Here is a 21913-nt window from a genome sequence, read left to right on the forward strand (position 1 = left end):
GCACAGGGCACCGTGGTGCTGCTGCTCGACGAGCCGACGACATTCCTCGACATGGCGCATCAGATCGAGGTCATGAGCCTGCTTGAAAAGCTGAACCGCGAGCAGAAGCGCACGATCATCATGGTCGTGCACGATCTCAACCATGCCGCCCGCTTTTCCCAGCACCTCGTCGCGCTCAAGCGCGGTACGGTGCTCTACGAAGGGAATCCCGAAGTCGTCATGACGCCGGAGATGCTGCGCGACGTATTCGGCATCGACGCCGACGTGATCCCGGATCCACGCACCGGCGCGCCCCTCTGCCTGCCGTACGGGCTCGCCGAAGGACACGGCCAAACGCCGGTGCCTGGCCACGCGTCCGCGCTTCGCGAGGAAGGGCGTTTGACGGCTGCGGTTGTATAAAAGCATATGTATTCTGACGCCTTCTCGCCGTATTAAGCGGCCGAGGAGGCGTTTTTATGTTGAATGGACAGGTTGCGGCCGCTGCTGCATTTCTCGCTTGCGCCAGTTCGTATCGCTCGCTAGCCTCGACAAGGTTTGTGATTCCGCTCCAGCCTCTGTAATATGGAAGTTAGCTGGGATTGAAAGCGTTTGAGGAAGAGGAGGCTCTTATCATGCTACATCTCGAGGACGTACGGGAAAAAACGCGCCGTGTGCTGGATCAAATCGCTGCGATCGTCGTGGGCAAGCCGGACGCCGCGGAGTATGCGCTGATCGCGCTGCTGGCTTCGGGGCATATCATCCTGGAGGATGTGCCCGGCACCGGCAAGACGCTGCTCGCCAAGTCGCTCGCCCGTTCGCTCGGCTGCGCGTTCAAACGGATTCAGTTCACGGCGGACCTGCTGCCGTCGGACGTATCGGGCATTAACTTTTACAATCAGCGGGAGGGCGTCTTCGAACTCAGAAAAGGGCCGGTCTTCACGAATATTTTGCTGGCCGACGAGTTGAACCGGGCGACGCCGCGCACGCAGTCGAGCCTGTTGGAGAGCATGGAGGAGCGCCAGGTGACGATCGACGGCGAGACTTATCCGCTGGGGCGGCCGTTTCTCGTCATCGCCACGCAAAATCCGGTCGAGAGCCACGGCACGTTCCCGCTCCCCGAAGCGCAGCTCGACCGCTTCATGCTGCGAATCCCGATGGGCTATCCCGCGTCTGGCGAGGAGGCGGAGATCCTCCGCCGATTCATGAGCAGCGACCCGCTGGCGACGGCCGAGCCGGTCCTCGCGCTGGATGAAGTCGTGCAGCTTCAAGGCGCGCTGCAAAACGTCCGCTGTCATGACGACGTGCTGCAGTACATGCTCGCGATCGTGTCCGCCACGCGGGACAGCGAAGACACGGCTGTCGGCGCGAGCCCGCGTGCGAGCCTCCAGTTCATGCGGGCGGCGCAGGCGAGGGCGCTGCTTCGCGGGCGCGACTTCGTGCTGCCCGAGGATATCAAGACGCTTGCCGTTCCCGTGCTCGCCCACAGGCTCGTTCTTCACGATCCGCTGGCGGGGAGCGGCCGCGCGGAAGCGATCGTGCGCGAGATCGTGAACGGCATCGCCGTGCCTGCCGAGCAGGACGCGGTATACGCCTGACGCATGCCCATCATCAAATTGCTAGTCGTAGCCGCCCTGCTTGCGATGGTACAGCGGCTGCTGTTCAGTTGGCTCGGGCTGCGCAAGATTCGTTACGAACGCAGGTTCAGCGCGACACGGGCGTTCGCGGGCGACAAGATCCGGCTGGAGGAGCGGCTCGTCAACGCGAAGTGGTTGCCGCTCCCTTGGCTGCGGGCCGAGACGCAGATGCCGGCCGCGCTGAGATTCGGCGGAGAGACGTCGGATCTTGCGGTCAGCGTGGGTCAGACGCTTCAAAATCATGCGAGCTTGTTTACGCTCGGACCGTATATGAAGCTGGTGAGGCGCCATGAGGTGACCTGCCTGCTGCGCGGGCGATACCGGGTGCAGACGCTGACGATCACGCACGGGGATTTACTGGGGATGACGAGCGGCTCGCTTCAGGTCGAGTCGGAATGCGCGGTCACTGTGTACCCGAAGCTGCTGGGCTCCCGGGAGCTCCCACGCGCCGCGCGGGAATGGATGCAGAGCGCGCTCAGCTCGCCGGACGCTTTTCGCGAGGATCACTACCATACGGCGGGCGTCAGAGCCTATCGCGGCGGCGACGCCATGAAGCAGGTCAATTGGAACGCCACCGCCAAGACGGGCGAGTTGCTCGTCAACCGCAGGGAGACGATGGTCGGCGGCGACGTGATCGTGCTGCTTAACGCGGAGCTCGCCGACGCCTCGACGAACCGGCGGCTCGCGCCCGAGCAATTTGAGGAAGCGGTCAGCATCGCGGCTTCCGTCGCCAAGCAAGCGCTCGACAGCGGCGGGAGGGCCGGGCTTATCTTCAACGGCCGCGTACAGGGCGACGACTCGGTCCCCTTGCGGATCGAGCCTGCAAGGGGCCGCAGCCAGCTCTATGCATTGCTCGAAGCGATGAGCGGCTTCGAGCCCGTCGTTCGGCTGGAGCTGGGCTACCTGCTTGGCGATCTGCTCCAGGGGCGGATGCGCGGAGCGAATCTGCTGCTGATCACCGCCTTTCTGACGCCGAAGCAGGAGCAGGCCGTGTGCCGGCTGCGTCAGGCGGGCAATCGGGTGGAGGTCATGCTGCTGTACAAGGACAGACAGGCTTCGCGACAAGCGGCGGGAGGGATGTCATGAAAGGCTTGCTCCGAGGCTTGGCGGATGCCCTGGCCGTCTATCCGCTGCTATTGGCGCTCCATGCGCAAGCCGGCCTCGCGTTCCCGGCCGTCGGCTGGCTCGTCGTCGCCTGGCTGAGCGCCGCGATCGGGCGGGCGCTGCCTGCGCTGCTGCGCGGCAAGCTGCCGGCGTCGCTCGTCCATCTCGCGCTGATCGCGGCGACGGGCGCCGCCGCAGGCGCGGCAGACCCGCGGCTGCTCTGGCTCGCGCTGCCGATCGGCATCCTGTCGTGGATCGCCCGGTTCGATTGGGCACGCACCGTTCGCTGCGCCGTCGCAGTCGGTCTCCACGCGCTCGTGCTTGCGGCGGCAACGCCGCTCGGCATCGCGGGCAGCGCGAAGCCGCTGCTGCTCGCGGCGGGCATCGTCTGGCTGGCCGCGGCGTTCTACTTCGTGCAGGCCAAGTCGCTGGCCGACGCCGGCCTGCACGCCGGCCTCGTCACGAGACGGCTCGCTGGCGCCGGGAAGCGATATCTCGCGTTGTGGGGCGTCATCGTCGCGCTCGTCTTTCTCCCGTTCGCGGGACTTCCGATCTGGCCCCAGGTCGTTCGCCTCATTCGGTGGCTCGTCTCGCTCATGCCTGCGGGCGAATCTGTACCCGAGCCGACACCTCAGCCCGAACCGACCGCGCAGCCGCCGGCATTCCCGCCGCAGGAGGGAGGGACGGGACGGCTCTGGATCTGGCTCGAGTATGCGCTCTATGTCGTACTGGCGCTGCTGGCGCTTGCCGTCGTCTATCGACTGTCGCGGCGATACTTGTTGAACGCGGTCTGGTGGCGGCGGATCGCGGATCGCGTCAAAGCCTGGTACGACAAGCTGCTCGCAGGCCGGCGCGCGGCGGAGACGGATCTCGGCTACACCGAGGAGCGCGAGAGCTTGCTTCAGCGGGAAAAGCTGCTTGGCAGGCTGTTCTCGCGAAATCGGACGAAGGCCAGACGCGCGCTCCGGCGCGAGGAGTGGACGGCGATGTCCGCGGAGGACAGAGTCAGAAGTCTGTACGCCGCGGTTCTCGCCGACGCGATCCGTGAAGGATACGCGCACCGGGAATCGCTGACGCCATCCGAGACGATCGAAGCGATCGAAGCTTGGCGCAGGTCGAACGAAGCGTCCCCGACTCGCGCGGCGGAGACGGCGTCCCGTGGGTGGCTGGGAAAAGTATCCCGGCCGCTCGGCGAGCTGTACGGCAAAGCCCGCTACGGCGGCCGCGTGAAGCCCGAGGAAGCCGACCGGCTCGGTTCGGAATTTCCCTGGAAAACGTGAAGAAAAAGGACTTCGGCGGTTGCGCCAAAGTCCTTTTTTTTCGAATCAGATGCGTAGGCGGCCGTTGAATGCGAGTCAGGAAGAGGGCGTCGGACACAGGAAACGTACTTTCTTCAAAGTCGGTCCCCGCTGCGATCTTTTCGGACCGGAGCGACGTTATTCATCGGGATCGAAGCTAAAGAACGCCGGCAATCTCGCAATAGCGGCACCTGGGTCCGCGAGCAGGCTGCAAATCGCGATAAGAACAAGAATAAGCGCTCTTCGGTCCGTCCGCTACGAGTCAGTGCGCAAGCAAAAGGAGAGGGGGCTTTTTCGATGATTTTTTTACGAGCCGCCTGTTTCAAGCGATTGACAGGAAGGGTACAAACCTAGTAACCTCTCCATTCACTCCATGCAGCAGCAAAGACCCGCTTGGGGCGGGTCTTTGCCTAAGCTAATTCCATTCAACCGAGATTACACGTGGTCGATCGCTACGGACGTGTAAGTGTCGGAGTCCATTACGCGGCGGGCGCCCAGGTAGCGCTTGGCGTAATACTTTTCATCGAGATCCGAGATCGTGACACCCTTCGAAGCCGAGTGCGCAAAGCGGTTGTCGCCGACATAGATGCCGACATGAGACACGCCTTCGCCGCTCGTGTTGAAGAATACGAGGTCTCCCGGACGAAGCTCGTCGCGAGCGACCTTGTTGCCCATGGCGAACTGGCCCTTGGACGAGTGAGGCAGCTTAACGTCGAACTTCTTGAATACATAAGCCGTGAATCCGGAGCAATCGAAGCCGCTGGTCGTCGTGCCGCCGTAATCGTAATCGATCCCGATCAGCTTGGAGACGGTCGAGTCGAGCTTGGACGCTGCGGATGCGCTGCCCATCTGGAAAGCCAGAAGGCAGGTTAATGCAAGAACAAGGACTGTGACTTTGCGCAAAACAAGAAGCTCCTTCCAAGTGCCTACGAGGTTAGCTGGAGGGTTCGGTTGAAGGTTCCCTATGGCTTCTGCGCTAAGCAAAGCCAATTCACCCGGTAAAGACTGGTTCCCCCGTTTCCCAGTGCGCGGGAATTCGGCAGTTTTCGCACCTTAGCTTTAGAAATTCGATTTTTAGGCCCCAACTCCTGCTCCTTAAAGATTAGAATTCCTTAATGTCCCAAATCAAAAGGAATATGCTGGCGACACCGCAAAACCCAATCCCATCAAGGGATTCGAGCTGCGGACCGACGGGCGGCCAAGCCTATGATTAAATGAGAAAGATTAAGAGGACGCAAGTCTTCGACAGGGCTGCGGTCGCAAGAGTATGAACGTAGTCTATGCCGCTCTCTTGGCCGATATTAATAGGCGTTGAAAAAAGAGACGGATGCCCCCCCTCATCTTCCGATGAACAGGGCATCCGTCTCGTTCTGTTTGTACGGTGATCTCAAGCTTCATCGCGCTGCCACAAGCGATGCTGGCAAGCGGCCGTCCAGAGCGCGATCGTCGACCGGACGAAGTGATAGGCCTGGTTCAGCGCGATCGCGAGCAAGCCGGTCCAGATCAGCGTAGCGCCGGATACGGCGGCCGAGCCGAGCAGGGAGAGCAGCGGCAGCAGGATCGTCACGCCAAGCAGGGGGAGCATGCGGCGGATCGAGCGGAGCGCGCCTTGCCAAGGGCGGTCTCCGGCGGCGGCGCTGAACTGCATGAACAAGAAGGGGAGGTGCACGGCCAGCATCCAGATCGCCCAGCCCGCCGCGTAAGGCAGCATTTGCCCGAGCCAAGACGTGGCGTTGGGTACTTCCAGGTAGGCGCTTCTTCCGAACGGGACCAGCCAGATTGCGGGCGCCAGGGCGATCAGTTTCTCCGCTCCGTAGAGGAGCGATACCTTTTTCCACGAACGACGGATGCCCTGCAGCACCTGGGTGCCGCTTTGATCGTCGGCATGGGCGAAGGAGTAGTACAGTCCGGAATTGAGAACGGGCGTGATCAGCATGCGAAGAAGGAGCATGGCGCCCAGCATGAGCAGCGTGCGGTCGGCAAGATCGGTCTTGAGCAGACGGAACTGGGCCTCGATCGCGAACAGCTGCTTGGCCGCCTCGCCGATCGGATGTTGGTCCGGATAGCGGGTCAGGATCGGAGCGACGATCGCGTCGATAAACCGGTAGAGGAAAAACCCCCACAGCAGGCGGTAAAGGAACAGGGCGACGAGCACGTATTTATGCCGCTTGGTCGTCTCCCACCCTTGCCGGATCGCATCGTTCATAGCGGTTCCCCCTTCATCACCAGGCCATGCTGCCGACGATCGCGTCGATCAGCTGTCCCAGCGTCACGTCGAGCTTGGTCCGTTTGCGCACGGGCGCTTCTGCTTTTAAATAGTTGTCGTAACGGCTGTGATCCAGCACGATGTCCAGCATCGGATCGACCGCCGCATAAGCTAACGGCGACGCCGACTGCAGGCGGATCTGGATATGGCTCTGGATGCCGTCCCACGTCTTGCGGACCGTCTTGCCGTCCTTGAAGCCGAACTGCACCGTCGCCGCCTGCGGACTGCCCTGGGTCCTTGTGAGCAGGACGATGGACTGATATCCGCCCTCGCCGTCGGGCTCCGTGCGGATGGAAGCGACTGCGAAGTCGGCCGACTCCCCGCGGTAGACGTAGGACTGAAAGAAGGCTTTCCAGTCGTCCTTGGTGACGGCTTCGACCACGCGCTGGAAGCTCTGGCTGTCGGGGTGCTTGAAGCGGTATTTTTGAAAATAAGTTCGCATGATCTTCGACATCGTCTTTTCCCCTGCCAGGGACTCGATCGCCTTGAGTACGAGCTTGCCGCGTATATATACGTTTTCCGCGTAGGCATCCGAACTGCCGTAATCCCATGCGTCGAGCTTGAGCGGCAGCGGGTTCGTCATGTAAAGGGATTCGATCGGCGTGCGCGCGGAGACGCCGTAGATGGCGGCCATCAGCTTATCCTCGGTATAGGACGTAAAGGCTTCGTCCAGCCAGGCTTCCTCGAACTCGTTGGAGGCCACGATGCCGTACCAGTACTGGTGCGCGATCTCGTGCAGGAGCGTGCGCTCGAGCTCGTAGCCCGGGTTGTCGTTCTTGGCGGCAGCGCCGGTAACGAGCGTCGGATATTCCATACCGCCCGCGCCTTCCGCGTCCGCCGGAGGGACGACGACCGACAGCGTCGTATACGGATAGTCGCCGTACCATTCGCCGAGCTTGGCCAGCGCGGACTTGGCGGCATGCATGTAGCGCTCCTGCTGTTTGGCATGCAGCGGGTCGAGGTACAGCTTGATCCGTACGCCGGGCACGCCCGTCGAGGAGAAGGAGTCCTCCGCCGTGACGAAGTCCGGGGAAGCGGACCAGGAGAAGTCGTGCACGTCCTCGGCGTAAAATTGATACGTTTTGCGGCCGTCCTTGACGACGGGCTGCTTGTGCTGGAACCCGGTGGCCGCCACGATGCGGTCCTCGGGCACGTCGATCTTCACGCCGTACACGCCGAAGTCCGAGTAGAACTCCGAATTGCCGTGGTACTGATGGAGGTCCCAGCCTTCGGAGGCGCGCCCGCGGACGCCGTTCGTCTCGTAGGCGGCGACCTTCGGGAACCATTGGCCGGCCATGACGAAGTCCCCCGCCTGGCCCATGCGCGCGAATACTTGCGGCAGCTTGACGGCGAACTTCATACGTACGGTGACGCTCTGTCCGGGCGCGACGGCCTTCGGCAGGCGAAAGGAGACGAGCGTCCGGTCCTTCGCGTTGCCGTCGTCCGGCTGGACATAGCGGAGGCGCGGCAGCAGCGTCTCGCCGTCCTCGGTCGTCAGCTCGGTCAGCTCCATGGCGCCGTCCTTGCCCGGCGTCATCTTCACGCCGCGCAGCTGGCCGTTCGATTCGTTCAGGAACGTGCTGCCCGGCGCGAACGCGTTCGGATACAAGTGCAGGTACAGATCCGTCACGGGCTTGCGTCCGGGGTTCTTCCAAGTCAGCGTCTCCGCGCCTTCCAGCCGGCCGCCGTCCAGAAGCTTGACCGAAATGTCGTAGTCGACGACCCGGTTGCTGAGCGCGACGGACGGCTGCGGCGTCGGAATCGGAGACGGCTGGGACTGCGGCGCCGCGGCCGCGCTGTGCTGTCCGTCGGAATCGCCCGAGCCGACGGGCGCCGTCGCGGGATTGGCCGAAGAATTGGCAGCGGAATCGGCGGGGGAACCGGCCGAATCGCCGGATTTTACGGAGACGGTCGGCGGCTCCTGTGCGGCATAGGCGGGCAGGGTGAACTGGGATTGCCAGGCGGCATCGAATCCGAAGCTGGCCGAGCCGAGCAGCACGGCGGCGGAGACTGCGAGCGCGGCGATGCGATAAATGGGGCGTTGGGGCATAACGGTAACCCTCCCGTTGACAAGCGTCTAGCTGATGTATATGTGGGTTGTCCGCGGATTATATCTGGGCTTGGCTCAACGTCTTAAGTTTGTCCGCCTCGTCTCCCCATCTCAATCGGCTAAGTTATCCCCTCACAATTAGAGGCGGACGGCCGCGGTCGCCGGCTCGACGCCAGGCAAGCCTTGATGGGGCTGGGCTGTTGGTTCGTCCATAAGGCCGCGCATGCTTGGCCCGACAGGTACGGCTTTGTTTGCCCGGCCATGGACGGCGCCGAACCCGTATTTTACAATTTAGTGGATTCGACCCGTCGCACCGCCGACGGGCCAGCCTACTAGACGCACGAACAGAAGGAGAGGCCGATCATGCTTTGGTGGCAAGGTCATATTTATTCGCGAGTTCTCGGCATGTCCGTCGGCGTGCAGGTGCTGCTCCCCGCGCCGGCTTATCCTGAGGCTCGGCATACAGGGCCCAAGCGCAGGTGCCCCGTGCTTTATCTGCTGCATGGTCTTGGCGACGATTCGACGGCGTGGCTCAGGCGAAGCTCGATCGAGCGCCTGGCCGAAGCGCGGGGGCTGGCCGTCGTCATGCCGGAAGTTCATCGCAGCTACTATACCGATATGCAGAGCGGACACGCCTACTGGACGTATCTCAGCGAGGAGCTGCCCGAGCTGATCGCGAACTGCTTCCCGGTCTCCGAGGCGCGGGAGGATACGTTCGTTGCGGGTCTCTCGATGGGCGGCTACGGCGCATTCAAATGGGCGCTGCGGCGTCCACACCGGTTCGCCGCGGCGGCCAGCTTGTCGGGCGCGCTCGATCCGGTCGAAAAGTACGACTCGGGGCCGCCCGACTACGCGAATATTTTCGGTGGCCGCGAAGCCCTCCGAGGCAGCGCAGACGATTTGTTCGCGCTGGCGGACCGGCTCGCGTCCAGCGGCTTTCCGTTGCCGCTGCTGTACCAGTGCTGCGGCACCGAAGACGTCAGGCATCTGGAAAGCGGCAAGCGCTTCCGCGACCACTGCGAGGCCCGCGGGCTGCCCGTCCATTATGAAGAGGGCCCCGGCGGCCACGACTGGAACTTCTGGGAAGCGTTCCTGGCGCGCGTCGTGAACTGGCTGCCCGTCTCTTCGCCGGATAAGCGGGAATGAGGAGGCTCATCCGTCATTTTGCCGTCAATACGACGATTCAGAAGAAGCTGCTGCTCACTTATATCGCGGTCGTCGTCATCCCGGTGCTGCTCGTCGGCCTGATGCTGACGAAGACGCTTCGGGAGAAGGCGCTGGCGGAGGCGGTGAGCGAGTCCACGGGAAACGTCGAGGACGTCCGCAAGCGGACGTCCGAATTGATGCGCGTGCCGATCGACTTGTCGAACCAGGCGCTCATCGACCAGAAGCTGCGCAAGATCGTCAATACGCGCTTCGAGAGCACGTACGACGTCGTGACGGCTTACTCGGAGTTCACCGCTTTTCGCGACTATAAGCGGCTGTACCGGGAGATCAATTCGGTCCGGTTTTACTCGCGCAACGATACGCTGCTGAACAACTGGGAGTTTTTCGCGGAGAACGAGGAAGTGGCCGGCCTGCCCTGGTATGCCGAAGCGCTGAAGGCCCAGGGGCGCATCGTGTGGCGCTACATTCCCGATGCGAGCCGTAAGGGCCAGTACCGGCTTAGTTTGATCCGCAAGATTACGTACCGGGACGAACGGAGCTACGGCGTGCTCATCATGGGCGTCGATCCGGAGCGGCTGCGCAGCGTGTTTTCGCGCGTGCACGGGGATACGCTGCTCGTGACGGACGACGGCTACGTCGCCGCCGCGAACAACGAAGGCAGGATCGGAAAGTCGCTGCAAGAGCTGGGGCTGCGCATGGAGCCGGCCGCGGGAGGGCTCAGGCAGTTCGAGACTGTCTACGAGGGCGAGCCTTCGAAGGTGCTCGCCGAGCGCTACGTGCCCGAGGCCAGCACCGGAGGACTGGACATCGTCTCGATCGTGCCGGTCCACGACATCGTCAAGGAGTCGAACCGGATCAGCCGGCTGGCTTTTCTCGTCATTCTGCTTAGCCTGTGCGTAGCCGCGCTGCTCATCGTCCTGTTCACGCGGCTGCTTGGCAAGCGGATTCGCAAGCTGAACACGGAGATCAAGAAGGTCGCCTCCGGCAACTTCCTGGCCTTCGCGGCGATCGACGGCGAAGACGAGATCGGCCAGCTGTCCCGTCATTTTCATATGATGGTCGGCGATCTCAGGCGTTCCCTCGAGGAAGTGACGGCAGCCAACGATCAGCGCAACGCGCTGCTCCTCAAGCAAAAGGAAACGAAGCTGCGGCTGCTGGCCAGCCAGATCAACCCGCATTTTCTGTTCAATACGCTGGAGTCGATTCGCATGAAGGCGCATGTCCGGGGAGATGCGGACATCGCCAGGGCCGTCCTGCAGCTCGGACAGCTGATGCGCAAAAGTCTGGAGATCGGCGGAGAGCTGCGGCCTTTGGACGAGGAGTTTGAGATGCTGCGGCATTATTTAAGCATCCAGCAGTTCCGCTACGGCGATCGGCTTAAGTACACGCTGGAAGCCGACAAGCGCGCCTTGCGATGCAAGCTGTACCGGCTGCTGCTGCAGCCGGTCGTCGAGAACGCGGTCATCCACGGACTCGAAGGGCAGGTCGCGGGAGGAACCGTGGCGGTGATGGCGTTCACCGAGGGCCACCGGCTGGTGCTCAAGGTGATGGACGACGGCGTCGGCATGACCCGAGACAAGCTGCGGCAGGTTCGCCGCGAGTTGGAGGCCGTTGAGGAAGAAGGAGAATTCAGGATCGGCTTGCGCAACGTGCATCAGCGAATCAGGCTGTCCTACGGACCCGGTTGGGGCGTCTCGATCGAGAGCGAGCCGGGCGCAGGCACGATCGTGACGTTGGAGTTGCCGGCAGAGGAGGAGGAGAGGGATGTATCGGCTGTTGATCGTAGATGACGAACCCGCGATCCGGGAAGGGTTGAAGACGCTGATCGACTGGCGGCTGCACGGCTTCGAGCTGTGCGGCGAAGCGGCCAACGGCCGCCAGGGCGCGGACATGTGTCTCGCACTCCGGCCGGACGCGGTGCTGGCCGATATTCGCATGCCCGGCCGCAGCGGCATCGACATGCTGAACGAGGCGAGGGAGGCGGGGCTCGCAAGCCGCTTCTTGCTGCTGACGGGCTATTCGGATTTTCAATACGCGCAGCAGGCGATCGAGCTGGGCGTGTCGGGCTATCTGCTCAAGCCGATCGATCCGGAGGAGCTCGCGGATCGGATGGCCAAGCTTCGAACGGAGCTGGACAAGGAGCGGCGGCTGCTGGCCCGGGCGCTAGAAGGAGAGGCGCAGGAACGCGAATCGCTGCTGCTGCGGCTGGTCGCCGACCGCGCCGCAGCAGCGGATCCGGAGACCGTCCGAAGGGGGGCCGAATTGCTCGGGCTGCCGTGGCGCCGGAGCCGGCTGCTGCTCGTCGCGGTGGATCGCCGGAAGGCGGACGCAGGAGCGGGCATGGCGCTTAAGGAGCTGCTCCGCGAGGCGATCGCGGGACGCGACGGTTTGCATGCGCTTTCCATAGATGCGTTCGTGCTGATCGTCATGGGCGAAGGCGCGACCGCCGCCTCGGTCAAGGCGCTCGTCCGTCACGCCGGAGAGCGGTTCAAAGCGAAATGGGGGCACGGCATCGTCGTTTATGCCGGCCCGCCGTTGGCGTCTCTCTCGGATTGGCCCGCCTCCTGCGAACGGCTGCTGCGGCTGGCGCGTAATCCGTTCGTCAGCCGGTCCGAATCCGGGTTTTGGATCGAAGCGGGCGAATCCGAGACCGCTTCGTCAGACGGACCGGGCCCGGATTCGCCCGCAGCCGGCCAGGACGACGAGCAAGAGCGCGAAGTGCGGCGGCAGGCATTCGACGCGGAGTCGCTGGCGCAGCGGCTGGCGCTGGTCGTCGGCGCGGGCCGGGCGGATGCGCTCCAGGCGGCGGCCGAAGAGGCCGTCGCGGCGATCGCCAGCGAGAGCGAAGCGGAGCTGGCGATCAAGATGAGGGTCGCTATGGTGGACATGGCGCTCCGCAAGCGACTGACGGAAGCTTACGGCGAATTGGCCGACGCACCGGACGCTCCGGTCTTCGATTCGGCGGAGTGGGGGCGCCACGAGACGCTGGGCGCGCTCCGCGAAGCGTTCGCCGCCCGTCTCCGGCAATGGGCGGAGGTGCTGAAGCGGAGCCGGCCGGATGCGGCGCTGCAGGGCATGCTCGAGTTTATCCGCGCGAACTGCGACCAGGAGCTGAAGCTCGAGCTGCTGGCCGAGTTGTATCACTACAATAGCGGTTATCTCGGCAAGCTGTTCCGCCAGCAGACGGGCGAATACTTCAACACCTATCTCGACCGCGTCCGCATGGACAGGGCGAAGGCGCTGCTGGTGCAGGGACACAAGGTCGGGAAGGTCGCCGAGATGGTCGGCTATGCGAACGTCGAGTACTTTAACGGCAAGTTCCGCAAATATGTGGGCATGCCGCCCTCGCAGTACAAGAAGGAGGCCGGCTCCGACTGACCGGCCGGACAGGAGACCAATCCGAATTCCAACGCGAGCTTGCCGCACGGCAGGCTCTTTTCTTTTGCCGCCGCATCTCGAATTGTAACGGGATAAGACCGCCAATCTGTCCGGTGTGCGGCGAGCCGCCCTGCTGATAAGCTGAGACCAGCGTTATGAAAGCGCATAACGGAAGGGAGAGCAAGGGGTGCAGAGAGTCAGAAAAGGCAGGACTTCCCTTCGGCTGTTGAAAGAGCAGAAGTGGTTGTTCCTCATGTCCGTGCCGTTTGTCCTGTGGGTTTTCCTATTCAATTACGTTCCCGTATGGGGCTGGACGATGGCCTTCCAGAACTTCAGGCCGGGGCGCGCCTTCGGCGACCAGGAATGGGCCGGGCTGTCCCATTTCGCGGAGCTGTTCGCGGACGAGCGCTTCTACATGGTGCTCCGCAATACGCTTGGCATGAGCCTGCTTAGCCTGCTCGTCGGCTACACGGTGCCGATCGCGTTCGCGCTGCTGCTGAACGAGATGCGCGGGAAGGTCTTCAAGCGCTCGATCCAGACGATCGCGTACCTGCCCCACTTCGTCTCCTGGGTCATCGTGGCGGGCCTCGTCACCAAGATGCTGTCCGTCGAGGGCATCGTCAACGAGCTGCTAATGCTGCTGCATCTTACGGACGAACCGATTCAGTTCATGGCCAAGGAGCATTGGTTCTGGGGCGTCGTGACGATGTCGGACATGTGGAAGGAGACGGGCTGGAACTCGATCATCTTCCTGGCGGCGATCGTCGGCATCGATCCCGAGCTGCACGAGGCGGCGACGATGGACGGCGCGGGGCGGTTCAGACGGATGTGGCATATCACGCTTCCGGGGATCCGGCCGACGATCATGGTCATGCTGATCCTGTCCATCGGCTGGCTGACGAGCATCGGCTTCGAAAAGCAGTACCTGCTGGGCAACCCCATCGTCAGCGACTACTCGGAAGTGCTGGATCTCTACGTCCTCAACTACGGAATCAAGGTGGGCCGGTACTCGTACGGGACGGCGATCGGCATCTTCAACTCCGTCGTCAGCATCATGCTGCTGCTCATTTCCAACGGCATTTTCAAGCGAATGACAAAGGAAAGCGTGATTTAAAAAAGAACGCCGCGCGCTCCCCGCAACACTGCGCGGAGCGGACGAGAAAGGAGGACTTTATGCGCCTTGCCGCAGTCAAGTCCGGAGGGAAGACGACAGACCGGATATTCATGGCTTTTCTGTACGCATTAATGACGCTTGTCGGCATCGTGACCTTGTATCCGTTCGTCAACATTTTGGCTATCTCGCTCAACGCTTCGGAAGACACGGTGCGCGGCGGCATCTATCTGTGGCCGAGAGTATTCACGCTGGACAATTACCGCACGATCTTTCAGTATTCGAACCTGCTCACGGCGTTCGGCAACTCGGTGCTCCGCACGCTGCTCGGCACGCTCGCCGGACTGTTCAGCGCCTCGTTGATCGCTTACAGCTTGAGCCGCAAAGATTTCGTCGCGCGCAGGTTCGTGTCGCTGGCGCTGGCATTCACGCTCTATTTTTCCGGCGGCCTCGTCCCCGTTTACATGCTGATTCGGGATCTCAACCTGCTGAATTCCTTCTGGGTTTACATTTTGCCCGGGCTAGTCAGCGCCTGGAACGTCTTTATCCTTCGCTCGTACATCGACGGTCTCCCGTACGTGCTTCAGGAATCCGCCAAGCTGGACGGCGCGAACGACCTGCAGATTTTCGCCAAAGTCATCCTCCCGCTATGCAAGCCTGTGCTCGCCACCATCGCACTGTTCCTTGCGGTCGGGCAGTGGAACGCCTGGTTCGATACGTTTTTGTACAACGGAGGCCGCACATCGCTGACCACGCTGCAGTACGAGCTGATGAAAATTCTTCAGAATACGTCGGCCTCAAGCGGCAATTCGGGCGCGGTCCACGGCGGACAGGAGCTCGCGAATCGGGTATCCCCCGAATCCATCCGCATGTCCATTACGATCGTGGCGACGGTGCCGATCCTGGTCGTCTATCCGTTCCTGCAAAACTATTTCGTCAAAGGTCTTACGCTCGGCGCCGTAAAAAGCTGAGAAAACACCGGTATCGACAGGCCAAGCCTGTATGTCGATATAAATGACAAGAACAAAGGGAGAGGTTAAAGAATGAAAGTCAGAAGGTGGAAAAAGCCGGCGTGGATGGGATTGGCGCTCGCAGTCGCGCTGGCCGCGACCGGCTGCAGCTCCGGCGGCGAAGGAAAGCCTGCAGCTTCGGGGAGCGCATCGGGCGGCACCGCTTCGGCGGATGACAAGCAGCCGGTCACGTTGACGATGTATATGCCGCAAGCGAACCCGAACTACGAGAACATGGAAAGTCCCGTCGGCAAAAAAATCACGGAGGAGACCGGCGTCAAGCTGCAAATGGAGTTCGTGGTGGGCGACGAGAAGCAGAAGGTGTCTCTCATGGCCGCGAGCGGCGAATATCCGGACCTGATCTTCGGCCACGGCAACGAAAATATCCTCGTGGACGCGGGCGCCTACCTGGACCTGACGGATCTGATCGAGCAGTACGGTCCCAATCTGAAGAAGCTGTACGGGCCGTATCTCAAGCGGCTCCGCTGGAGCAAGGACGATCCCTCCATTTACTTTGTCGGATCGTACGGCGTGAACGAGCAGCGCTGGACGCCCGAGACGGGCTTCGAGCTGCAGCATGCCGTCGTCCAGGAGCTCGGCTATCCGAAGATGAAAACGCTGCAGGATTTTGAGAACGCCATCAAAACCTACAAAGACAAGCATCCGACGATCGACGGCCAGCCTACCATCGGCCTGTCCATCCTGGCGGACGACTGGCGGTACAAGATCTCCATCACCAATCCGGCGCTGTTCGCCTCGGGCGGCCCGGACGACGGCGAATGGTACGTGGATCCCAAGACGCAGAAGGCGGTCTTCCACTACACGCGTCCGGAGGAGAAGGAATACTTCAAGTGGCTCAACCATATGAACGACATCGGCTTGCTGGACAAGGAAAGCTTCGTGCAGAAATACGACCAGTATGCGGAAAAGGTCGCTTCGGGCCGGGTGCTCGCGCTTGCGGACGCCAAGTGGGAGTACGGCGATTCGGAGAAGGCGCTGCGGCAGGATAAGCCGGAGCGGATGTACGGCATGTACCCGATCACGCTCAACGAAAACATCAAGTATGCCGACTTCCAGAGCGCCGGCTACTCGGCGGGATGGGGCGTAGGCATCAGCAAGACGGCCAAGGACCCCGTTCGCGCGATCAAATTCCTCGACTGGCTCGCTTCCGACGAAGCGCAGGTGCTGAACAACTGGGGCATCGAAGGCGTGAACTACCAGATCGTGGACGGCAAGCGCGTCATCCCGCCCGAGGAGATGGACAAGCGGAAGAACGATCCCGACTATTTCAAGAAAACCGGCATCGGCGTGTACGGCTTTCCGTTTCCGCAGTACGGCGTCGGCGTGAAGGATCCGACCGGCCAGACGTATACCCCGGACTCCGTCGACACGATCATCGACAACTATACCGACGTCGAGAAGGAAGTGCTGGCAGGCTACGGGGCCAAGATGTGGAAGGACCTGTATCCCGCGGAGAGCGAATTCCCGGTCAAGCCTTGGGGCAAGGCATGGCAGATCAATATCCCGCAAAATTCGGATGCGGCCGTAATTGCGCAGAAGTGCGAGGATATTGTGAAAAAGAAGGTGCCTGAGATGATTCTCGCGAAGCCGGAGCGCTTCGAGGAGGTATGGGCGGAGTTCATCGCCGATCTGGAGAAGGCCGGCGTGCACAAGATGGAGGAGGCGTTCAGCGCGCTGCTTCAGGAACGCATCAAGCTCTGGAACGAATAAATACAATCCGCCGCGAAGCGCGATGCGCCAAGCGGCGGATTTTCGCTATTCCTGCCAACTGGGCCGCCTCGCCCGACGTGGACAAGCAGGTCTAGAAGGTTGGCCCTCTTCATATAATGGGTAAACACTCTTATACGAGGAGGGATGGACATGACATGGACCAAACCGGTACTCAGCCTGCTTGCAGCGGGAACGCTGGCCGCATCGGCGGCCGCCGCCGCTGCCGCCGAACCGCAATATACAGCCCCTACAGCCCCGCCCCTCGCCTCGGCCGTCTCCGAAGGCGGCACGCTGCCGATCGCGAAGAGTGAGAAGGTGTATTCCGGGACCGCGGTTACGAAAGACGGGGTCACGGTCGCCGCACATATTGCCATATACGCCGATCTGGACGAAAGCGGCCAGCCGATCCGCTGGATCGTCGCGCAGGACGGCGCCATTCGCTTCGCCATGATGCAGGGCGCGGAGATCGCTTTCTCTAAAATGCCCGACGTGAAGCTGGACGATCTAAACGGGGACGGAAAGCCCGAGCTGCTCGTTTATCGCAAGGGCGCCGGCGAAGACAGCGGGGCGCTCGGCCTGGGCGTCTATGAGATCGCGAATCGCTACTTCCCGCTGTTCGACGTCACGGATCCGTCCTATACGGATCCGGAGCTTGAACGCCGGTACGAGCTGGATCGCGATTCGTCGGGGGGCGTGCGCTTCAAGGATCCGGTCAGCGGCCTGACCGCCGTACTGGCCGGCGGCGACGCGCAGACGGCGCGTGTAGAGCCCGTCTCGAATTATGAATTCGGCGATCGGGACGGGGACGGCGTCAAGGAGGTTACGGCGGTGCAGCGCATCGCGGCTTCGTCTGCCGCCGGCGCGCCGGCGCTCGCGCTGCTGAAGACGAGGTACGAGCTGGCCTACGGGGCTTACTCGCCGGTCGCGCAGTTCCTGGAGGACGCGACGGGCCGCGTGATCGCCAAGACCGCCATGCCTCAGTATTGACGAGCGAGCGCTCTTTCCGCAGGAAGGGGCGCTTTGCCTTTTGCCGAGCGCGGGGCAGGGCCGGATGCATTTTCGAATGCTTTTCGCTACAATAAAGGCAGTACCCGTGCGGATGGAGGATGGCAAGTGGATACGAACGCGAACGAACAACAGCCCAAGCCGGAAAAAAAGAAGCTGGCGCTGAATGTAGTGAGCAGTAAAGAACATAAAGGCTTCGGCGCCGGAAGCATCGACCTCAGCCAGGTGTCGCCCGTCATCATCGACGGGGGCGAGGCTTATATCGACGTGGGCGCGATGCACGCGAAGAGCAAGGTGGAGAAGGGCATCAAGTTCTCTCCGGAAAAAGAAAACGTGCCGAACGGCCGCCAGGTATGGATCGTCTGGGTCGCCGTCGACCGCGACGAGCGGGGCAGCTTCTACGGCGGCGCGACGGCGTGCGAGATGCTCGTCGACACCGAGGCGCGACGCGGCTGGAAGGTGCTGGCCGAGCACGTGAACCGCATGGACCGCGCGCTCAAGCGCAAGTTCCTGCTCGAGGACCTGGGCGACGAGGACAAGGCGGCGCTTCGCCGGCTGCTGCAATCGCACAACTACGAGTGGTGGGACCGTTCGCCGGACGAGCTGAAGGATCAGCTGGCTTAATCGTCCTCGCGGCCAAAAAAAAGACTGCCGAGATCGCCGGGAGTGCGTTTCCCGCGCGGGCTAGGCAGTCTTTTTGATGCGGCCGAAGTGCTTGCTCATGTGCCGGAAATAACGATGTACAATCGTCTTACTTTCCCTGCCGGCAATCCCGTACTCGAAATCGCGACGTACATCGCCGGCCTGTCAGCTTTTCCACCAGCCGCGAATTTTGCGCCAGAGCGACTTCGGTCCGCCGTCGTCCTTGGCCGCGGCTCCCGGGTCTTCGCCGCAGGCGCCGGTCGGCTCCGTCCCGGCCAGAAACGTCGCATGCACGCGCGTCGGGCAAGCCGGGGAAGCGAGCAGTCCGGACGCGGGATCGATGTCCGTCGAGACGACGCCCTCCGGCATCGCGAAGGCATGCGGCACCACGCCCGCCAGCGCGGCCTCCGTATACTCGGCGAAGATCGGCGCCGCCCGGTGCGCCTCGCTCGAGGTGATGGCCCTGCCTTTGTCGTAGCCGACCCAAACGGATGTGACCAGGTCCGGCGTATAACCGACGAACCAGGCGTCGGAGCTCGTCGTGCCGGACTTGCCCGCCGTCGGCCGGTGCAGCAGATGGGCGACGCGGCGGGCGGTGCCGCCGGGTTCGAACACGCTGCCCAGCAGGTCGGTCAGCACGTAGGCGAGCGCGGGCGATACGACCTGCTCGGCCCTCGGACGGGCCTCGTACAACGTATGCCCGGCGCTGTCGGCGATGCGCAGGATGGCCGTCGGCTCCCGCTTCACGCCGCCGGCCGCGAACACGGCGTATGCCGACGCCATCTCGTACGGGCTGACCGGGAACGTCCCGAGCGCGAGGGACGGCACGGCGTCCATCTTGGAGGCGATGCCGAGCTTGCGCGCCATCGCGATGACCGTATCGGGACCTGTCTTCATCAGCGTCTGGACCGCAAAAATATTGTCGGACGTGCCGATGGCCTGCCGGAGCCCGATGTCCGCGCCGAAGTAGCGGTCGTTGTAATTGCTCGGGCGATAAACTTTGCGGTAGTCGTCGTAGTAGAATACGGTCGGCTCGCTGCGGAAAGTCGTGGCGGCGGTGACGGCGCGGCTCTCGAGCGCGGCCGCGTAGACAACCGCCTTGAACGAGGAACCCGGCTGGCGCGTGGCGGCGAAGACGCGATTGTACGGATTGTCCACGTAATGGCGGCCGCCCACCATCGCCTTGATGTAGCCCGTCGCGGGATCGATCGAGACGAGCGCGGCCTGCAGCTGGCTGTTCTTCGGCATCTGCTTCTCGACGGCCGCTTCCGCCTCGCGCTGCATCCGGCTGTCGAGCGTCGTATAAATTTGCAGGCCGCCCTCGTTCAGCAGTTGTTCCTCGATGCCGAGCTTGCTCGCCGCCAGCTTCCGCACGTAGTCCGTGAAATACGGCGCGCTCTGCCCGCGGTTGTCCGGCTTCGGCCGGACGACGATCTTCTCGGCGAGCGCCTGCCGACGCTGCTGCGCATCGATCGCGCCGCTTTCCTCCATCGACTGCAGCACGATGCGCTGCCTTTGAAGCGCCTGAGGCAGTCTCGTATACGGCGAATAGTAACGCGGCCCCTTCGGAATGCCGGCGAGCAGAGCGCTCTCGGCCAGGCTGAGCGAGGCGGCCGGCTTACCGAAGTAGAGCTGCGCCGCTGCTTCGGCGCCATAAACGCCGTTCCCGTAATAGATCTGATTCAGGTACATCTCGAGAATTTTGTCCTTGCTGTATTTGCGCTCCAGCATCGCCGCGTACCAGGCTTCCTTGGCTTTGCGGGTCCAGGTGCGCTCGTGGCTCAGATACAGATTGCGGGCGAGCTGCTGCGTCAGCGTGCTGGCTCCCTGCTCGCGCGACAGATGGCGCGCGTCCACCCACGCGGCCCTGGCGAGTCCGCGCAGGTCGATGCCCGAATGCGAGTAGAACCGGCGGTCCTCAACCGCCAGCGTCGCCTTCGTCAGCCAGGGCGAGATGTCGCGCAGCGCCACCGTCCGCCGGTTGACGCCGCCCTGCAGCGAGGACAGCACTTGACCGTTCATGTCCAGAATGCGGGTCGACTGGGGCAGCTCGGCCATCGGCAGACTGCCGAACCGGAGCGCGAGCTCGGTCGCGACGGCCGCGCCGGCGAGCAGCAGGAGGGCGATGCCGAGCGCCATCCGCCAGCCGAATCTGCGTCCTTTGCCGCCGCCCGCCCGCTGCGGCCGTTCCGGACGTTCCGGACGTTCTGGTCGCAGAGGCGCTTCCGCATGCAGAGGAACGCCGCCGCTTTCCCGGCCGGCAGCCCTTCTTTCCGAGTGCATGTCCAATACGAATCCCCCTTTGCGCCATATGCGAACATTGAAGGCTTCGCCGAGCGTTTTTTTCTATCGTCTGACACAGGTCGACGTTTAACGTGACATTCCGAACATACTCACCCCTTATTATGGAAAAGTCGGCATGGTCTTATTCCGTCCCCGAACCAAGTCTGCATTGCATTTTGCGCACGATCCCCTATAATACAACTTGTTTAGTCGAATCCGACCGGAAAGAAGGGATCCCATGTCCTCCATGGAATTGTGGTACACCGAAAAGCAGACCGAAAACTTCGGCATCACGGCGAAGGTCAAGCAAACATACGTGCACGAGCAAACGGATTTTCAAGAACTGGCGATGATCGAGACGGAAGAATGGGGCAACATGCTGGTGCTGGACGGCATGGTCATGACGACCGTCAAGGACGAATTCGTTTACCATGAGATGGTCGCGCACCCTGCGCTGTTCACGCATCCGAATCCGGAGCAGGTGCTGGTCGTCGGCGGCGGCGACGGCGGCGTCATTCGCGAAGTGCTGAAGCATCCGAAGGTAAAAAAGGCGGTCCTCGTCGACATCGACGGCAAAGTCATCGAATATTCCAAGCAGTATCTGCCTTCGATCGCCGGCAAGCTTGAGGATCCGCGGGTCGACGTGCAGGTGAACGACGGCTTCAAGCACATTCTCGATCATAAAAACACGTACGACGTCATTCTGGCGGATACGACCGAGCCGGTCGGCCCTGCGGCGCATCTGTTCACGCGCGGCTTCTATCAGGGCATTTACGAGTCGCTGAAGGAAGAGGGGCTGTTCGTCGCGCAGACGGACAACCCCTGGTTCAAAGCGGACCTGATCCAAAGCGTCAACCGCGACGTCAAGGAAGTATTCCCGATCGTGCGCGTGTTCACGGCGAACATCCCGACGTACCCAAGCGGCCTGTGGACGTTCACGATGGGCAGCAAAAAGCACGATCCGCTCCAGGTCGACGTATCCAAGCTGCCGGAGCTCGACACGAAGTACTACACGCCTCGCCTGCACCATGCAGCCTTCGCGCTGCCGAAGTTCGTCGAGGATCTGACCAAATAATCCGCAATTCCCAGGTTTAAAAAGCCCATTTCCATACGGAGGTGGGCTTTTTTTATGTTCATCGCTTTAAATGCGTTAAAAAAACTAACATTTTTAATGAATTAACAGATAATATTCGGAAAAAAGAGGAAATCTGTCGATTTTGATGTTATCATTATTTACATCCTACATAGAGAATGG

The 21913-nt window shown here is 62.1% G+C and carries 16 protein-coding genes, 1 pseudogene and 1 riboswitch; of the genes and pseudogenes, 13 read left to right on the forward strand and 4 right to left on the reverse strand.

The window, feature by feature from the left end:
* The 4 genes and pseudogenes from KVT38_RS34895 to KVT38_RS20975 all read left to right on the forward strand — a co-directional run.
* A pseudogene (locus tag KVT38_RS34895) lies at positions 1-399 on the forward strand (ABC transporter ATP-binding protein); the annotation flags it as partial.
* A 212-nt stretch (positions 400-611) separates the two neighbouring features.
* Positions 612-1574: an AAA family ATPase gene (locus KVT38_RS20965; protein ID WP_217595697.1), complete on the forward strand. Its 963-nt coding sequence runs from the start codon at positions 612-614 to the stop codon at positions 1572-1574.
* 3 nt (positions 1575-1577) lie between these two features.
* Positions 1578-2699, forward strand: coding sequence for a DUF58 domain-containing protein (locus KVT38_RS20970; protein ID WP_217595698.1), 1122 nt, complete (start codon positions 1578-1580; stop codon positions 2697-2699).
* Positions 2696-3997 (forward strand): hypothetical protein, encoded by a 1302-nt coding sequence (locus KVT38_RS20975; protein WP_217595699.1) that lies wholly within the window; start codon positions 2696-2698, stop codon positions 3995-3997. Before KVT38_RS20970 ends, KVT38_RS20975 begins: the two co-directional genes overlap by 4 nt.
* 453 nt (positions 3998-4450) lie before the next feature.
* On the opposite strand, the gene KVT38_RS20980 is transcribed toward KVT38_RS20975, so the two are convergent.
* The 3 genes from KVT38_RS20980 to KVT38_RS20990 form a co-directional block, all read right to left on the reverse strand.
* Positions 4451-4918 carry a C40 family peptidase gene (locus tag KVT38_RS20980; protein WP_217595700.1) on the reverse strand — a complete coding sequence of 156 codons (468 nt, stop codon included), beginning with the start codon at positions 4916-4918 and terminating at the stop codon, positions 4451-4453.
* 5 nt (positions 4919-4923) lie between these two features.
* Positions 4924-5067, reverse strand: a riboswitch (cyclic di-AMP (ydaO/yuaA leader).
* Positions 5068-5402: 335 nt separating this feature from the next.
* A complete protein-coding gene (locus KVT38_RS20985; protein ID WP_217595701.1) occupies positions 5403-6221 on the reverse strand; it encodes a hypothetical protein in 819 nt (272 codons plus the stop codon).
* 16 nt (positions 6222-6237) lie between these two features.
* Positions 6238-8331, reverse strand: coding sequence for a M1 family metallopeptidase (locus tag KVT38_RS20990; RefSeq protein ID WP_217595702.1), 2094 nt, complete (start codon positions 8329-8331; stop codon positions 6238-6240).
* A gap of 363 nt (positions 8332-8694) precedes the next feature.
* On the opposite strand from KVT38_RS20990, the gene KVT38_RS20995 reads away from it, so the two are divergent.
* The 8 genes from KVT38_RS20995 (at position 8695) to KVT38_RS21030 (ending at position 18357) form a co-directional block, all read left to right on the forward strand.
* Positions 8695-9477: an alpha/beta hydrolase gene (locus KVT38_RS20995; RefSeq protein WP_217595703.1), complete on the forward strand. Its 783-nt coding sequence runs from the start codon at positions 8695-8697 to the stop codon at positions 9475-9477.
* Positions 9474-11288, forward strand: a complete 1815-nt coding sequence (locus KVT38_RS21000) for a sensor histidine kinase (protein ID WP_217595704.1) — start codon at positions 9474-9476, stop codon at positions 11286-11288. The genes KVT38_RS20995 and KVT38_RS21000 overlap by 4 nt, the downstream gene beginning before the upstream one ends.
* Positions 11263-12876 carry a response regulator gene (locus KVT38_RS21005; RefSeq protein WP_217595705.1) on the forward strand — a complete coding sequence of 538 codons (1614 nt, stop codon included), beginning with the start codon at positions 11263-11265 and terminating at the stop codon, positions 12874-12876. Before KVT38_RS21000 ends, KVT38_RS21005 begins: the two co-directional genes overlap by 26 nt.
* Positions 12877-13063: 187 nt before the next feature.
* The gene (locus tag KVT38_RS21010) at positions 13064-13990 is read left to right on the forward strand and encodes an ABC transporter permease (protein ID WP_368859140.1); all 927 of its coding nucleotides are present in this window, start codon (positions 13064-13066) and stop codon (positions 13988-13990) included.
* A gap of 59 nt (positions 13991-14049) precedes the next feature.
* Entirely contained in the window at positions 14050-14958 is a 909-nt protein-coding gene (locus tag KVT38_RS21015; protein ID WP_217595706.1) for a carbohydrate ABC transporter permease, read from the forward strand.
* A 72-nt stretch (positions 14959-15030) separates the two neighbouring features.
* Positions 15031-16728 carry an ABC transporter substrate-binding protein gene (locus tag KVT38_RS21020; RefSeq protein WP_217595707.1) on the forward strand — a complete coding sequence of 566 codons (1698 nt, stop codon included), beginning with the start codon at positions 15031-15033 and terminating at the stop codon, positions 16726-16728.
* 150 nt (positions 16729-16878) lie between these two features.
* Entirely contained in the window at positions 16879-17715 is an 837-nt protein-coding gene (locus KVT38_RS21025) for a hypothetical protein (RefSeq protein ID WP_217595708.1), read from the forward strand.
* A 126-nt stretch (positions 17716-17841) separates the two neighbouring features.
* Complete coding sequence (locus KVT38_RS21030; RefSeq protein WP_217595709.1) at positions 17842-18357, forward strand: YwhD family protein; 516 nt, start codon at positions 17842-17844, stop codon at positions 18355-18357.
* Positions 18358-18540: 183 nt separating this feature from the next.
* Here the strand turns inward: KVT38_RS21030 and KVT38_RS21035 are convergent, their stop codons facing one another.
* Positions 18541-20658: a transglycosylase domain-containing protein gene (locus tag KVT38_RS21035; protein WP_254639406.1), complete on the reverse strand. Its 2118-nt coding sequence runs from the start codon at positions 20656-20658 to the stop codon at positions 18541-18543.
* A gap of 247 nt (positions 20659-20905) precedes the next feature.
* On the opposite strand from KVT38_RS21035, the gene speE reads away from it, so the two are divergent.
* Positions 20906-21733, forward strand: coding sequence for a polyamine aminopropyltransferase (gene speE, locus KVT38_RS21040; RefSeq protein WP_217595726.1), 828 nt, complete (start codon positions 20906-20908; stop codon positions 21731-21733).
* Positions 21734-21913 lie beyond the last annotated feature (180 nt).

The sequence above is a fragment of the Cohnella sp. GbtcB17 genome (assembly GCF_019091135.1).
Taxonomy (GTDB): domain Bacteria; phylum Bacillota; class Bacilli; order Paenibacillales; family Paenibacillaceae; genus Cohnella.

What these genes read in the sequence shown, in the direction of transcription:
- KVT38_RS20965 (WP_217595697.1), top strand. Translation starts at nt 612, where the DNA reads ATGCTACATCTCGAGGACGTACGGGAAAAAACGCGCCGTGTGCTGGAT.
- KVT38_RS20970 (WP_217595698.1), top strand. Translation starts at nt 1,578, where the DNA reads ATGCCCATCATCAAATTGCTAGTCGTAGCCGCCCTGCTTGCGATGGTA.
- KVT38_RS20975 (WP_217595699.1), top strand. Translation starts at nt 2,696, where the DNA reads ATGAAAGGCTTGCTCCGAGGCTTGGCGGATGCCCTGGCCGTCTATCCG.
- KVT38_RS20985 (WP_217595701.1), bottom strand. Translation starts at nt 6,221, where the DNA reads ATGAACGATGCGATCCGGCAAGGGTGGGAGACGACCAAGCGGCATAAA.
- KVT38_RS20990 (WP_217595702.1), bottom strand. Translation starts at nt 8,331, where the DNA reads ATGCCCCAACGCCCCATTTATCGCATCGCCGCGCTCGCAGTCTCCGCC.
- KVT38_RS20995 (WP_217595703.1), top strand. Translation starts at nt 8,695, where the DNA reads ATGCTTTGGTGGCAAGGTCATATTTATTCGCGAGTTCTCGGCATGTCC.
- KVT38_RS21000 (WP_217595704.1), top strand. Translation starts at nt 9,474, where the DNA reads ATGAGGAGGCTCATCCGTCATTTTGCCGTCAATACGACGATTCAGAAG.
- KVT38_RS21005 (WP_217595705.1), top strand. Translation starts at nt 11,263, where the DNA reads ATGTATCGGCTGTTGATCGTAGATGACGAACCCGCGATCCGGGAAGGG.
- KVT38_RS21015 (WP_217595706.1), top strand. Translation starts at nt 14,050, where the DNA reads ATGCGCCTTGCCGCAGTCAAGTCCGGAGGGAAGACGACAGACCGGATA.
- KVT38_RS21020 (WP_217595707.1), top strand. Translation starts at nt 15,031, where the DNA reads ATGAAAGTCAGAAGGTGGAAAAAGCCGGCGTGGATGGGATTGGCGCTC.
- KVT38_RS21025 (WP_217595708.1), top strand. Translation starts at nt 16,879, where the DNA reads ATGACATGGACCAAACCGGTACTCAGCCTGCTTGCAGCGGGAACGCTG.
- KVT38_RS21035 (WP_254639406.1), bottom strand. Translation starts at nt 20,658, where the DNA reads ATGCACTCGGAAAGAAGGGCTGCCGGCCGGGAAAGCGGCGGCGTTCCT.
- speE (WP_217595726.1), top strand. Translation starts at nt 20,906, where the DNA reads ATGGAATTGTGGTACACCGAAAAGCAGACCGAAAACTTCGGCATCACG.